The sequence below is a fragment of the Polyangiaceae bacterium genome, from assembly GCA_016715885.1.
Lineage (GTDB): Bacteria > Myxococcota_A > Polyangia > Polyangiales > Polyangiaceae > Polyangium.
On sequence record JADJXL010000016.1, the window covers coordinates 127501 to 142284 of the forward strand.

Annotated in this window: 8 protein-coding genes, 1 tRNA gene and 2 rRNA genes (1 of these 11 only partly in view); 8 read left to right on the top strand and 3 right to left on the bottom strand. The window is 60.2% G+C overall.

The window, feature by feature from the left end; all coding sequences use genetic code 11:
• From IPM54_18085 to IPM54_18095, 3 genes are all read left to right on the top strand, one after another.
• Positions 1-2486, top strand: a 23S ribosomal RNA gene (locus tag IPM54_18085) (it extends 309 nt beyond the left edge of the window).
• A 171-nt stretch (positions 2487-2657) separates the two neighbouring features.
• Positions 2658-2774 (top strand): 5S ribosomal RNA (gene rrf / locus IPM54_18090).
• A 228-nt stretch (positions 2775-3002) separates the two neighbouring features.
• The gene (locus IPM54_18095) at positions 3003-5315 is read left to right on the top strand and encodes a transglycosylase domain-containing protein (GenBank protein MBK9261699.1); all 2313 of its coding nucleotides are present in this window, start codon (positions 3003-3005) and stop codon (positions 5313-5315) included.
• A 6-nt stretch (positions 5316-5321) separates the two neighbouring features.
• Here IPM54_18095 and IPM54_18100 read toward each other — a convergent pair whose 3' ends face one another.
• From IPM54_18100 to IPM54_18110, 3 genes are all read right to left on the bottom strand, one after another.
• A complete protein-coding gene (locus tag IPM54_18100) occupies positions 5322-5825 on the bottom strand; it encodes a nucleoside deaminase (GenBank protein ID MBK9261700.1) in 504 nt (167 codons plus the stop codon).
• Positions 5826-5924: 99 nt separating this feature from the next.
• Positions 5925-6001, bottom strand: a tRNA-Arg gene (locus IPM54_18105).
• A gap of 593 nt (positions 6002-6594) precedes the next feature.
• Complete coding sequence (locus tag IPM54_18110) at positions 6595-7137, bottom strand: hypothetical protein (protein MBK9261701.1); 543 nt, start codon at positions 7135-7137, stop codon at positions 6595-6597.
• A gap of 59 nt (positions 7138-7196) precedes the next feature.
• On the opposite strand from IPM54_18110, the gene IPM54_18115 reads away from it, so the two are divergent.
• From IPM54_18115 to IPM54_18135, 5 genes are all read left to right on the top strand, one after another.
• On the top strand, positions 7197-8597 hold the full coding sequence (locus IPM54_18115) for a VWA domain-containing protein (GenBank protein ID MBK9261702.1): 1401 nt from the start codon (positions 7197-7199) through the stop codon (positions 8595-8597).
• An 18-nt stretch (positions 8598-8615) separates the two neighbouring features.
• Complete coding sequence (locus tag IPM54_18120) at positions 8616-10151, top strand: acyl-CoA carboxylase subunit beta (GenBank protein MBK9261703.1); 1536 nt, start codon at positions 8616-8618, stop codon at positions 10149-10151.
• Positions 10152-10172: 21 nt separating this feature from the next.
• The gene (locus IPM54_18125; GenBank protein MBK9261704.1) at positions 10173-12635 is read left to right on the top strand and encodes a S8 family serine peptidase; all 2463 of its coding nucleotides are present in this window, start codon (positions 10173-10175) and stop codon (positions 12633-12635) included.
• A complete protein-coding gene (nagZ, locus tag IPM54_18130) occupies positions 12622-13734 on the top strand; it encodes a beta-N-acetylhexosaminidase (GenBank protein MBK9261705.1) in 1113 nt (370 codons plus the stop codon). The genes IPM54_18125 and nagZ overlap by 14 nt, the downstream gene beginning before the upstream one ends.
• A gap of 127 nt (positions 13735-13861) precedes the next feature.
• On the top strand, positions 13862-14767 hold the full coding sequence (locus IPM54_18135) for a GNAT family N-acetyltransferase (GenBank protein MBK9261706.1): 906 nt from the start codon (positions 13862-13864) through the stop codon (positions 14765-14767).
• Positions 14768-14784: the final 17 nt, after the last annotated feature.

Genomic DNA, 14784 nt, shown 5'->3' on the forward strand with positions numbered 1-14784 from the left:
GTTGTGGGATCTTGCAGGGAGAATGGCACTTCTCCCGACGAGTTACAAAGAGTCGAGCTAGTAGAACGGCATGGAAAGGCCGGCCATAGAGGGTGACAGCCCCGTATGCGAAAGCGAGACTCCCCGTGCAGGACACCCGAGTACCGCAGGACACGAGCAATCCGGCGGGAATCTGGGAGGACCATCTTCCAAGGCTAAGTACTCCTGATCGACCGATAGTGAACTAGTACCGCGAGGGAAAGGTGAAAAGAACCTCGGTTAGAGGAGTGAAATAGTACCTGAAACCGTGTGCCTACAAGCAGTGGGAGCACTATGGCCGCAAGGCAATGTGTGACCACGTACCTTTTGCATAATGGGCCTGCGAGTTACGCTACGTGGCGAGGTTAAGCCGCAAGGTGGAGCCGAAGCGAAAGCGAGTCCTAACAGGGCGACGAGTCGCGTGGCGTAGACCCGAAACCTTAGCGATCTATCCATGTCCAGGTTGAAGAGCGGGTAACACCGCTTGGAGGACCGAACTCACCACAGTTGAAAATGTGGGGGATGAGGTGTGGATAGGAGTGAAAGGCTAATCAAACTCGGTGATAGCTGGTTTTCTCCGAAATATATTTAGGTATAGCCTCGCGAGTTGACTGACGGAGGTAGAGCACTGTTTGGGCTAGGGGTCCCACCGGATTACCAAACCCAACCAAACTCCGAATGCCGGCGACAACTATCCGGGAGTCAGGCTGCGGGAGATAAGTTCCGTAGCCGAGAGGGAAAGAGCCCAGATCGACAGCTAAGGTCCCCAAATCCATGCTAAGTGGCAAAGGATGTGGGAACGCTCTGACAGCCAGGAGGTTGGCTTAGAAGCAGCCATCCTTTAAAGAAAGCGTAATAGCTCACTGGTCAAGCGAGCCTGCGCCGAAAATATAACGGGGCTAAGTCTGGTACCGAAGCTTCGGGTTCTCGTAAGAGAGCGGTAGGGGAGTATTCTCGAGGAGATACACGGCGGACGGTGACGACCGATAACGGCCTGAGAAGAGCTTATGCAGGCATGAGTAGCGATAACGTAGAATGGATTGCCAGGACCCGGTAGGGACAAACGGCAGTCCGCGTATTCGAGAGGTGATGAGGTCGGAGCTTGCTCCGGATACTCGGTAATCCCAGGCTTCCAAGAAAAGCCGCGTACAGAGCCCCTTTGGTGTCCGTACCGCAAACCGACTCAGGTGGGCGGGGTGAGTATCCCAAGGCGCGTGAGAGAACCCTGGTTAAGGAACTCGGCAAAATGACACCGTAACTTCGGGAGAAGGTGTGCCGGTCTGCGTGAATGGACTTGCTCCAAGAGCGTGGTTGGGTTGCAGTGAAATGGGGGTTGCGACTGTTTACTAAAAACACAGGACTCTGCGAAGTCGTAAGACGACGTATAGGGTCTGACGCCTGCCCGGTGCTGGAAGGTTAAGGGGAGTTGTCAGCGCAAGCGAAGCGACGAACCGAAGCCCCAGTAAACGGCGGCCGTAACTATAACGGTCCTAAGGTAGCGAAATTCCTTGTCGGGTAAGTTCCGACCTGCACGAATGGCATAACAACATCCCCGCTGTCTCGACCAGGGACTCAGCGAAATTGTATTGGGGGTGAAGATACCCTCTACCCGCGGCAAGACGGAAAGACCCCATGAACCTTTACTGCAACTTGGCAGTGATTTTCGGGACAATCTGCGTAGGATAGGTGGGAGGCTTTGAAGTCGGGGTTCCGGCCTCGATGGAGCCAACGTTGAAATACCACCCTGATTGTTCTGGACTTCTAACCCAGGCCCCTGATCTGGGTCAGGGACACTGCCTGGTGGGCAGTTTGACTGGGGCGGTCGCCTCCCAAAAAGTAACGGAGGCGTGCGAAGGTTCCCTCAGCCTGATTGGAAACCAGGCGTAGAGTGCAAACGCACAAGGGAGCTTAACTGTGAGACCGACAGGTCGAACAGGTGCGAAAGCAGGCGTTAGTGATCCGGTGGTTCTGCATGGAAGGGCCATCGCTCATCGGATAAAAGGTACTCTGGGGATAACAGGCTGATCGCGCCTGAGAGTTCACATCGGCGGCGCGGTTTGGCACCTCGATGTCGGCCCATCGCATCCTGGGGCTGGAGCAGGTCCCAAGGGTTCGGCTGTTCGCCGATTAAAGCGGTACGCGAGCTGGGTTTAGAACGTCGTGAGACAGTTCGGTCCCTATCTGCTGTGGGCGGAGGATACTTGAGAGGAGCTAATCATAGTACGAGAGGACCTGATTGGACGCACCTCTGGTGCTCCGGTTGTCCTGCCAAGGGCATAGCCGGGTAGCCATGTGCGGAACGGATAACCGCTGAAAGCATCTAAGCGGGAAGCCGGCCTCAAGACTAGGTGTCCCGAGTCGCAAGACTCCTAAAGACCCCTCGTAGACCACGAGGTTGATAGGCCGGGTGTGGAAGCCGAGCAATCGGAGGAGCTAACCGGTACTAATAGGTCGTGCGGCTTGACCATACTTCTAAGGCAAACGTCGATTCCTCGCACGCAGAGTTCGGGTGACGAACCTGCGTAGCGCTCAATGCTACTGCGGACGCAAATTCACGAAACGTATCTCGACTCTGGATCGGGTGATCGAGATACCAACGCGAAACACCTTCGATTCGCTCGAATGGTGCACCCACAAATTCCGGTGGTGAAATCGAGGAGGCCACACCCGATCCCATCCCGAACTCGGAAGTTAAGCTCCTCGGAGCCGATGGTACTGCTGGGGAAGCCTAGTGGGAGAGTAGGACGCCGCCGGGTCCTTTTCTAAAGCCTGCAAGATAATCTCTTGCAGGCTTTTTCTTTTCCATCCACCGAATTTTTCTCTGCGCGCCCGCAATTCGCTTTCCAGCATTCCCGTTCTCACCACCCAATCATCTACATTCGCCTCGTCAGCCCGTGCTCGACAGCCTCGAGCGCGCGCCCTGCGCCCCCGTCGCTTTTGCTGTTTTATTTGCCTGAGCCCGGGCGTTGCTACCCTAGACCAGCGTGGCTTCTGCTCACTTGAAAGTCGCTCTCGCAGCCGGCGGCGTAATCGCAGTCGCCACTGCCTTGTCCTTCGGGCCTCTCGTCCGCCATCAGGCCGCGCGAACCGCCGCACGCTACGGCGCCAGCATCACCATCGACGAGGTTCGTCCCTCCTGGCATGGCGTGAAGCTCCATGGCGTCGACGTAGCGGTCGCCGATATTCCGAGCTCCGTCGTCCACTTCGAGAGCATCGATATTGCCGTCGGTTGGAGTGGAAAAAAGGTTGCACTCCAAGGCGGTACGGTTTCAGCCGTCGGATCGCGCGAAGTCGTACTGCATGAAGTCGAGCAGTGGCAAACGCGGTATCTCCGCACGGCATCCAGCAAGTCGGAGCCATCGACGCGAAGTCATACGGAAGCCGAGATCGTAGGGCTCCGTTTGTCCTGGCAAAACACTCGCGACAACCCCACGGAAGCCGTGAACGCCGTCGACGTGAACTTCGCACGTCAGGACGGAAAGGTGGGCTTGTCGGCCAAAGAGGCGACGATCACCGTCGGCCCGCTGTCCGTCTCGGCGGAAGGCGGACACATCACGCTCGTCAAGCATGCAGAGGGCGGATATCGCGTCGCAGCGCTGTCTGCACGTGCGCTCGATGCAGCGCTGACCCTTCCGGGACCGCTCGATGACGCGCGCCTGCCTGCGCATGCCCCGGCGTCTACCGAGCCCGCCGAACATGTTCCTCGCGCGTGGACGACTGCGCGTGCAACGCTCGTGCGCGGCGCGCATGTGCTCGATGCAGCACTCGAACAAGGCGCAAACATCAAGCTCGACAGTCTGCACGCGAAGGTATCGCGCGGCCGCGAGTCGCTGAACTTGGGCCCTGGTTCGCTCGCCGTTCGTCGCGACTCGGGGCGGATGCTGATCGAGCTTTCGCCTCACGCGCGCGACAAGGATGATGCACAGGCGCTCACGTTCAGCTTGAGCGTGCCGCTCACGGATGCTGCGGCGGAGATCGTCGCCGACGTCCAAGGTGGGCCGATCTTCTTGTCTGCACTCGGCATTCGTGAGGGTGACTTTGGTCTCATCGATGTCACGAAGACGTCGCTGACCACGCGATCACACGTCGTCCTGTCGGCAGATGGAAAGGAGTTGCGCATCGACGGTCAGGGCCGTGCGCAAAATCTATCCTTTCAAAGTCGCAGCTTGTCCGACGATCCCATCACGGGACTCGATGTTGCCTTTCGCTTGAAGGGCCAAATGATGCTCGACGGGTCGTCTTTGCGCGTCGACGACGGTGAAGTCGATGTTGGCGCAACGCGGTTGTCCGTGCGCGGAACCTATCAACGTTCAGCATCGGGCGGCGGGCATCGAGTGCGCGCTGAATTCGAGGTACCGCTGACGGCTTGTCAGAGCATGCTCGAAGCCGCGCCGAAAGCGCTCGTGCCGCATCTCGTTGGCATGCGCATGGCCGGATCGTTTGCACTCAAAGGGCACGCTCGTTTCGATACGGCGCGTATCGATCACGACTACGACGTTGCGTGGGATCTCTCGAACACATGTCGCATCGCGGAAGCTCCAGCCGGCATCGACGCTGCGCGCTTCCGTAAGCCGTTTCGTCGATGGGTCGTTGGCCCAGCCGGCGAGCGTGTCGAAGTCGAAAGCGGGCCGGGCACGGCGGGCTGGGTCCCGTTCGGCGCCATCTCGCCATTCATGCAGACCGCCGTTCTCACGACGGAAGACAGCAGCTTCAGGCACCACGGCGGCTTCGACATGGAGGCCATTCGCAACTCCATTCGCGACAATTTGCGCAAAGGAAAGTTCGTACGAGGTGCCAGCACGCTCAGCATGCAGCTCGCGAAAAACCTCTACCTCGACCGCGGAAAAACCGTTTCGCGCAAGCTTCAAGAAGTCGTGCTGACGACCTACCTCGAACAGGAGCTCACCAAGGATCAGATCCTCGAGCTCTATCTGAACGTCGTCGAGTTCGGCCCGATGATCTACGGCATCGGTCCTGCAGCTCGGTACTACTTCAACACATCGGCCAGTGATCTTTCACTCGGCCAAGCGCTCTACATCTCGTCCATCCTTCCCAATCCGAAACAACAGCACTTCGGCGTTGGTGGTGAAGTGACGCCGGGCTGGATGAACTTCATACGCAAGCTCATGCAGACGGCGCACAAGCGGCAATGGATCACCGACGAAGAGCTCGAAACGGGCCTTCGTGAAACCGTCGTGCGCGGGCAACCAGCGCCCAAACGTGCCGATGCGCCTCCGCCGGAAGAAACCAATGCGGCTCCTCCAGAAGGAGATCTCGAACGTCCCGGGGATTTCTGACGGGTGTCAGCCAGCTGGTAAGTCGTTTGTCGGGACGATGGGTTCGTCCGGGATTGGTTGGTCCAAAACAACCTTCGGCTTGCGTCGTGCCGCGAAAAAGGCTCGGAGGAGATTGGCGCATTCGTCGCTCAGCACATCTCCTTGGACCTCAAAACGATGGTTGAGCCGTCCGTCGCGGCCGATGGCGAAAAGGGTATCGACGGCGCCGGCTTTGGGATCCTTGCAGCCGTACACGACGCGAGCGACGCGCGCGTTCACCAAAGCGCCCGCGCACATCGGGCATGGTTCGAGCGTCACGTAGACGGTGGTGTCGAGCAACCGCCATGCGCCGCGGTTTCTCGCAGCGTCGCGAATCGCCTCGATTTCCGCGTGAGCCGTCGGATCTTGCCCGACTTCACGCCGATTTCGTCCGCGCCCGATGACGTTGCCAGTTGCATCGACCACGACCGCACCCACGGGCACGTCGCCATCGACTGCTGCGAGGCTCGCCTCTTCGATGGCGACACGCATGAACGTTTCGTCCTGCGCGACGTTCACCCGAGTGGTTGAATCGGGCGGAATGCTCATGTGAGGCTTCCTTGCGTCATCGCAAGGCTGAGGTTCGGTGCTTGGCGCGCCCAGGAAGATTCGAACTTCCGACCCCCGGCTTCGTAGGCCGATGCTCTATCCAGCTGAGCTATGGGCGCAATGCAGACTACAGGTGTTTCGAGTCACGCTCCGCGTGGTAGCGCGACGTGAGTGGGGGCGTTTAGGCGGCTTGTGGTCGTCTGTCAAGAAGAAATCCGACACGAGCGCTCCGGGCGATTCTTTTTTCGGCCCGTCACTTTTCTCAGACCACAAAAAGCTACACGCGGCGACCCCGAGGGAGCCACCGCGTGTTTTTACGCTCGTTCAGTTGAAGCGAATGCGACCGACGCAAGTAACCAAAGACAAGAGCCAGAGACCCGAAGACGGCAAAGACAACCAAGCCAAGCAAGATTCGCCGGGCTACCCATAGCCCGACGAAGAAAAGTCGATGGTCCGAGCCGAAACACGGCCCATCAAGTCAAGGCAAGCCAATCAAAAACGAAGCAAAGAGACCGGCTGCGGCTCATCGACGCGTCCGGCTGCCTTCGCCTAGAGCAGCAGCCGTGCCATCCGATCAGTTTCGACGCTCAGACTCAGCGGCAGTTCGGAATGACCGAGCAACCTCGGTGGTTCATTTCTTACGCAGTACCCGCAGGTCAGGCATCGCTGTCGCGGTTGCCCTCGAGTTATGCAATTTTTGCGTAGCTTGGGTTCAGCGTGGGCGACCAAAGACGTGGTCGTGCGGCGCTTCGGCATGGCAGCGACCACACAGCGTCAGGCTTCCTCGTTTTTCGACCATGCCGGAGCTCGAAACGACCAAGTACTCCCACGCACTGCCCGTCGCTGAAGGCTGTCTGACCATCGCAAAGTAGGTCGCCACTTCCGGACGTCCCGGCGCGTAAAGCGCTTCGACGAGCACCGAGCCCACCGGAAGCTGGCGAAGCGGTCCGAGCGCCGGGTAGGTCGCGGCTTTGTCGTTCGCGAGCACTTCCGCGTCGTACTCGCCGTCGAGATGCTGCGAGCGAGCGCGCGGAGCTGCTTTGCGGAACGTGCTCAGCCCATCGGCATGCTCCCACCGCGTGGGTTTGTCCGGTGTCGCAGACGTCGCCTTCGAACGCGCTTCGGCGTCCGATTCGTTGCTGCTCCAAGAAGATGGATTCGTCGCCGACGACGATTGCGACTCGGTCGCAGGCGTGCACGCTGTCGCAAGGGCGAACAGCAGCACGACCCAGCGTGGAGGAGCGAAGCTCCGCATGGCCCGCATGCTAGCCTCGAATTGCTCGAGCCGTTTCAAATCAGGGGCTTGGAGGTTTTTTGCTACGAGTTCTCGACGAGTTTCTCTGGGTGCTCCGTCGCGACGGCCTGCCCGTGTCGACCGCGCAAGCGATCGATGCTGCACGCGTGTGTGCGCTCGTGGGTTTTTCCGACAGGCAAATGCTTCGCGATGGTTTGTCCACCGTGCTTGCGACGAACAAGCGCGAGCTCGCGTTGTTCGGTGATTGTTTCGACCGATTTTTCTCCAGCGCCCGATCGCATCCAGGCAACCTTTGGAGCCGCCTCGCTGCCCGCGGATTTCGTGACGCAGAGCTCGCCGTGCTTCGCGAAGTTCTCGATGCCGCGGCGCAACGATCCTCGGGCGACGCTGCCGGCATGCTCGCGTTCGCTGGTGACGCGAGCGAGCTCGATCAACTGCTGTCCGCTGCAGGGATAGCGCGCGTCCTCGCTCCCATGAGTAGCTCGCTTCAAGTTGGCTACTTTGCGCAAGAGGCGAACAAGCGTCTCGGTCTCAGCGCCCTTGGTTCTGCTCTGGTGCGTATGCGCGACGTGCTTCGCGAGGCGCTTGGCGATGAACGTGGAGCAGAGCTCGCTGCGGCGCTGCGTGAAGAGCTCGACGCCATGAAGCGACGTGTGCGCACACATGTCGCACAGGTTCTCGAGCGACGTCTTGGAGATGAGGGCGCGGCTGCGTCACGTGCGGTGGATCGACCGTTTGCATCGCTTTCGCCCGACGAAATCGATGAAGTGCGACGCGCAGTGCGACGTTTGTCCGAGCGGCTTCGTGGGGCTGAACGTGTCCGTCAGAAGCGGCGTGCGCATGGTCGAATCGATGTGCGGCGCACGCTTCGACGGAGTCTGTCCACGGGTGGAGTGCCTTTCCGGCCAGCGCGTCGAGCACGCCGTCGAGACAAACCCGTTCTCGTTCTTCTTTGCGATGTCTCGGATTCCGTGCGTCTTGCCTCGCGGTTTCTCCTCGAGTTCGTCGCGGTATCGCAAGAGCTCTTCGGCGGCACACGCTCGTTCGTCTTCGTCAGCGACACCGTCGAAACCACGGGACTTTTTGAGCGCAAACCATCCGCCGTTGCGCTTGGCCTCATCGAACAAGGCACCATCGTCGACCGCACCCGCAATTCGAACTACGGACGCGCCCTCGTCATGTTCGAAGAGCTGCTCGGACAAACCATCGATCGCCGCGTCACCGTCGTCATCCTTGGCGATGGTCGGACGAACTTTCTCGGTGACGAAGTTTCGGTCGTCGAACGGCTTCGTCGTCGTGCAGGGAGCGTGCTTTGGATTTGTCCCGAATCTCCGGCGAGCTGGGGCACGGGAGACAACGCGATGCCCCGGTATGCGGCGGTCGTCGATCGCGTGCTCGTCGCGAGAAATGCGCGTGAGCTAGAGGTTGCAGCAAGAGAGCTTTTGGCGCGGCGCAAGTAGCGCTATGCCGCCATCGCCATGTCCCTCGACGACCGAAAACTGCAAGACCTCCGTGCACGCGTGGAGCAAGGGGGCGCACCCAAGTACCACGAGAAAAACCTCGAGCAGGGGAAACTCTTCGCTCGAAAACGTATCGACCTTTTGCTCGACGAAAACAGCTTCGTCGAAGACGCGTTACTCGCCAACGCGGTCGACCCCGAGCTTCCTGCCGATGGTGTGATCACGGGGACGGGCACCATCGACGGCCGCATCGTTGCCGTCATGGCGAATGATTCGACGGTCAAAGCCGGTTCGTGGGGACGTCGCACGGTCGAGAAGATCCTGCGCATCCAGGAGACTGCGGCTCGTTTGCGCTGTCCGCTGTTTTACTTGGTCGACTCGGCCGGTGCGCGCATCACGGACCAGATCGAAATGTTCCCGGGCCGTCGCGGTGCGGGGCGCATCTTCTACAACCAAGTTCAGTTGAGTGGACAGATCCCGCAAATCTGTTTGCTCTTCGGGCCCTCTGCAGCAGGCGGCGCGTACATCCCCGCGTTCTGCGACGTCATCGTCATGGTCGACAAGAACGCGAGCATGTACCTCGGTTCGCCACGCATGGCCGAGATGGTCATTGGCGAAAAGGTAACGCTCGAAGAGCTCGGCGGTGCACGCATGCACTGTTCCGAATCGGGTTGCGGTGACGTGCTGGTCAAGACCGAGCAAGACGCAATTGCTTGGGCCAAACGCTACATCGCCCTCATGCCGCAGAATCACGAATCATCGCCGTCGATCATCGAGGCGCGTCCAGCAAAGGCCGCATCGAAGCCGCTCGAGGAGATCATTCCCGCGGACGAGAACAAGCCGTTCGACATGATGGCGGTCATCGATGCCGTGATCGACGAAGGATCGTTCGTCGAAATCAAGAAGCTCTGGGCGAAGGAAGTTCTCACGGGGTTTGCCCGCATCGAGGGGCGTGTCGTCGGCATCGTCGCCAATCAGCCCAAGTACAAGGGTGGCGTGCTCTTCGTCGACTCGGCTGACAAAGCCGCGCGCTTCATTTGGCTCTGCGACTCCTTCAACATCCCGCTGCTCTATCTCGCAGACGTTCCCGGCTTCATGATCGGAACGCTCGTCGAAAAGCAGGGAATCATTCGAGCAGGTGCGAAGATGATCGCGGCCGTCAGTGAAGCGACCGTTCCGAAGATCTCCGTCATCGTGCGCAAAGCGTACGGGGCAGGTCTCTACGCGATGTGTGGTCCGGCGTTCGAGCCCGATGCGTGCATCGCGCTTCCGTGTGCGTCGATCGCCGTGATGGGTCCAAACGCCGCGGTGAATGCGGTCTTTTACAACAAAATCCAGGCGGTTCCCGCGGGACCCGAACGCGACGCGATGGTGCAGAAGCTCCGCGACGAGTACCGCGAAGATGTGGATCTCGTGAAGATTGCGAGTGAGCTCGTCGTCGACGCGATCGTTCCGACAAACGCACTACGCGCCGAAATATCGCGACGTTTTGCGCGCTACGCTGCCAAATCAGAACCGCGACCAGCCAAGAAGCACATCGTGCCGCCCGTGTGATCCATGCTGTACGATGGGTGAGTGCTTGCCCGCCCATCGTTGGTCTTCTCCTCCCTCGCCATTCTCCTTCTCGCCTCGCAGGTTCACGCCGACCACGCTCCGGCGCGATCGCTCGTGCGACTGCTCGATGCTCCGAACAAGCGTCATCCACTTGCGGACACGTCGGGACGCATCGCCGTCAGTGTGCACTTGCCGCCAGGTGTCGATGCCCGATCGCTAGGACTGCTCCCCGTCGCGCCTGGCGTTGCAACCATTCGCCTCGCGCCTTCTGAAGTGGAAGAGTTTGGAAAGACGCACCCTGATTTTGCGCTCACGGTATCGCCTCCACTCAAGCCACTGCTCGACGTGTCCGGCACGTGGACCAAGGTCGGAGCGTTTCGTCAGGCAACCGGTTTGGGTACTGGCAAGGGCGTCGTCGTAGGCATCGTCGATACGGGCATCGACGTCACCCACGCCGACTTTCGCGACATCGAGGGCCGGAGTCGTATCGCGTGGTTACTCCAAGGCGGGCGTAAACCGGCCGGGCTTCATCCCGAGCTCGAAAAGAAGTTCGGTTGTACGGATCCAAAGCAAGTCGCGTGCGCAGTGTTCTCGGGCGAGGACCTCGACAAGATCATGAGCGGTCAGTTGGCGCTCGAGCTTCCTGGTGACTCGTTTGGCCACGGCACGCACGTCACATCGATTGCGGCAGGCAATGGCGGGCTCATGGGAGGACAAACCCCAACCTACGTGGGGCTTGCTCCCGAAGCGACGCTCGTGATCTCCAGTCCGTCGTCCGACGCGGGTTTTCAAGACGTCGACGTGCTCATCGGTGCGCAGTTCATCGACGAGCGGGCGACGGCGATGGGCATGCCTGCCGTCATCAATCTCAGCCTCGGTGGTGACTTTGGTCCGCACGATGGCTCGAGCGTCCTCGAGCAAGGTTTGGCGGCACTTGCGGGGGACCACAAGCCTGGTCGTGCCATCGTCGCTGCGGCGGGCAACAGCGGCACGATGTATCAAATCAAGGAACGCGGCCCGTTCGGTATCCACACGGAAGTACGCGTCACTGCTGGTACCGAAACACGTGTACCGATTGCGACTCCCAAGTCCAAAGATGGAAATGGTTTCGTTTGGATTACGTTTCGCCCTGGCGACGAAGTCAGCGTTGGTCTCGACGCACCCGGTGGACAACAATGGGTTCGTCTCGTAGAACCCGGAGACGAAGCTGGTTATGACGGCGCAGGTGGAACGACGGCTGCCGTCGTCAATCGCCTCGTGAATGGCAAAACCCCCCTCACTGACAACACCAACAGCGCGGTCGTTGCGTGGAGCGGTGCGTGGGAAGAAGGAACCTTCGACATCGTACTATCTGGTCACGGAGACGCTCAGCTCTGGGTCACCGGACTCGGTGACGTCTCGACGAGCAGCTCGCTCGGGTTGCTCTTCGAGAAGGCCGTTCGACAAGGAACGATCGCAATTCCGGCGAGCCACCCGAACATTCTTGCCGTTGGGTGCACGCTGAATCGTGTCACGTGGGATCCGCTCACGACCGAAGCGCTCGAGCTGGCATCCGTCGGTGGCGAGCTCAATCCGCTCCCCGACAGCATGTGTTACTTCAGCGCGGCGGGTCCGACGCCGTTTGGCGTGGCCAAGCCTGAAATCAGCGCGCCCGGTGGGTTTGTCGCTGCGGCCATGAGCGACGCCGCAGATCCGCGCAAAGGCCCGGGTGGTCTCTTCGATGGCGCAGGTTGTCCAGACGGACAGCCTTGTTATCTCGTCGATGAAACGCACGCGATCACGTCCGGTTCATCCATGTCATCGCCGCATGTGGCCGGCGCCATCGCGCTGCTCTTCGAGCTCGACAAAACGCTTACGCAACAGCGTGTGACGAACGTTCTTCAAGCAGGCGCTCGTTACCCCGTTGGCACCGTTCGGCATGAAACGCAGCTCGGCGTCGGAGCGCTCGACCTCGAAGGTGCACGTCGCATGCTCACGGATGAACAAGGCACCGTGCAGCAGCCTTCGATCGAGAAAAGTTGGTGGGTGCTTTCGAGCGCTTACGCCAGACCCGATCCGACGTGGCCCGTGTGGGGAACGGTCGAGCTACGTAACGAGCAAGGTGAAGTTTCTACGGGCATTGCTGGCACCGACCTCGAAGTGATCGTCTCTGGAGGCATCGTCGTATCGCCGCTCGTAAAGGTTCGTCATGGCCTCTTCCGCTTTGCCGTCGCGGGTGAACGCGGTACCGGTGGGAAAACCATGACGGTGGACGTGCGTTTTGCGGGACAATCCATCGAAACGCCACGCGAGCTCGAGATCGGTGAAGACGTTTGGCGCGCGACCGGCAAGGTCGACGCGACGTCCGGCGGTTGCGCGTGGCCCACGAGCGACAAGACCGCGAGCCGACGATCGGGACCGCTCGGCATGGCGTTTGGCGTCGCGATGGCAGGTGTTGGACTTTTGCGCAGGCGATCACGCAAGGAGCGCGATGCAAGCCGCTGATCTTTCTCTTCCAGTTCTTTGTGGTCAAATCATCGTCGGTGGCTTCGACGGCACGGCGCTTCCTGATCGATTCGCCAAGTCCCTTCGTGAGGGGCTACGCGGAGGCGCCATCTTGTTCAAGCGTAACGTGCTCGATCTGCCGTCGACACACGCGCTCTGCTCGGCGATTCGTGAGGTTTGTCCCAGCGAACTACCGCCCTTCATCGCCGTCGATCAGGAGGGCGGGCGCGTAGCTCGCCTCCGTGGCTGGTTTCCCGCGCTGCCCCCGATGCGCCTCGTCGGAAGAACCGAAGATTTCCATTTGGCGTCGCGCGTCGGCAAACACCTCGGTCGAGCGCTTGCGGCGCTTGGCTTCAACCTCGACTTTGCTCCCGTCCTCGACGTCGATTCGAATCCTGACAATCCCATCATCGGTGATCGATCGTTTGCGACGCGCGCGGATCTCGTCGCATCGCTTGCCGTTGCGTTTGCGCTCGGTCTCGAGGAAAGCGGAGTGCTTTCATGTGGCAAGCACTTCCCCGGACATGGCGATACCTCCGTCGACAGTCATGTCGGGCTCCCCATCGTGCACCATGAGCGCTCGCGTCTCGCCGAGGTCGAGCTCGTCCCATTTCGAGCGTATGCGCAGGCGGGCCTCGGAACGCTCATGACCGCGCATGTCGTGGTCACATCGCTCGATGCAAAGGTGCCAGCCACTTTGTCACCGTCCGTGTGCACGGATCTGCTCCGTCGCGACGTTGGTTTCCGTGGCGTTCTTTTTTCCGACGACCTCGAAATGGCCGCGGTGGCCGCGACGTACGCCATCGAGGATTCGGCTGTCCTGTCGATTCGGGCCGGATGTGACGCGCTACTCGTCTGCTCGAACGAGGACTTTCAGGATCGAGCGCATGCAGCGCTCGTGCGCGAGTGCGAGCGCGACGCGACGTTCCGAGCAAGGTGCATCGAAGCGGTCGATCGTTCGCTCGTTGCGCGTCGCAAGAGGCCCCCGCGGCCGGCGCCATCGGCGGCAGATGCGCGAGACATCATTGTCGATGTCGAGTCGCTGGGGCTACTCGGCGAGATTGAACGCCGTGCTGCAATGCCGGATCGTTTGACATGACACGCAATTGGTTGGCGTTTCGGTGACGATGTAGAATTGCCGAATAACGAAACGCCATTGAGAGGGCGCGTGCCTGCACATCAAGTGCAACGGTGACGACTTGCGCAATGCGCCATTTGCGCAAATCGTGAATCCGAACGGTGCCGTATCCGCCGAAAGCAATCATTTCGGCTTTTCCAGGTTTGGCACGGAGCATGCAATGAGCGTCGTTTACGGTGCGCGAGGCGTTTTTCCCGCGCTGCCGAAGGACGCCATGCCCCAGATCCGTTGCACCCTCGCCAAAACCCAGCGTCGTATCGACGACGCATTGCGGATTCGTTTCGAGGTGTTCGCCCGGGAGCTCGGGTATCTCGAAACGGCTGTTGGAACCATTCCGCGTGAATTCGAACCATTCGACACGCTCGCCACGACGCTGCACATCGTTGCATACGATGGGCGCAAAGCCGTCGGTGCCGTGAGGCTGCTTTTGCCCAATCGAGAAATCGCCCTGGCCAATGGCACGTTGTTTGGCCTCTCGATCGAGTCGCATTACGACCTCGCTGCATTGGCCAAAGCCGGCCTTCGGCCAGCGGAGACTACGCGGTTTTGCGTATTGTCTGCGTACCGAGGGTCGCCTGTAGCATCGCTGCTTCATGCAGCGGCTCTTCGGTTGAGCTCGAGGTTTGGTGTGACCCATTGGATTGCAGGGGCCAACATGGAGACGGATGCGCTCGACGATGCGCTCATCATTCAACGAGCTCTCGTATTGCAAGGATTCGTCCGGGACGACCTGGTTCTCGAACGACGCAATGCCCTTGTCGCGCCGCTTTTTCCGCGCCGACCATTTTACGACGAACGGGTGCGTTCGCGCGCGCTTGCAGGTGACGCGAACGTCCCTTTGCCACGCACCATCGATTCTTACGCCCGCCGAATGCACGCTCGGTTCGTCGGACCACCCATGTTCGACCCGCGCTTTCGCATGTGCGCATTGCCGTTCATTGCAGCGGTGGCCGATCAATGCCCATTTCACGAGCGACAACCCATGGCAGCTTGATGCCGGAAAGGAAACCG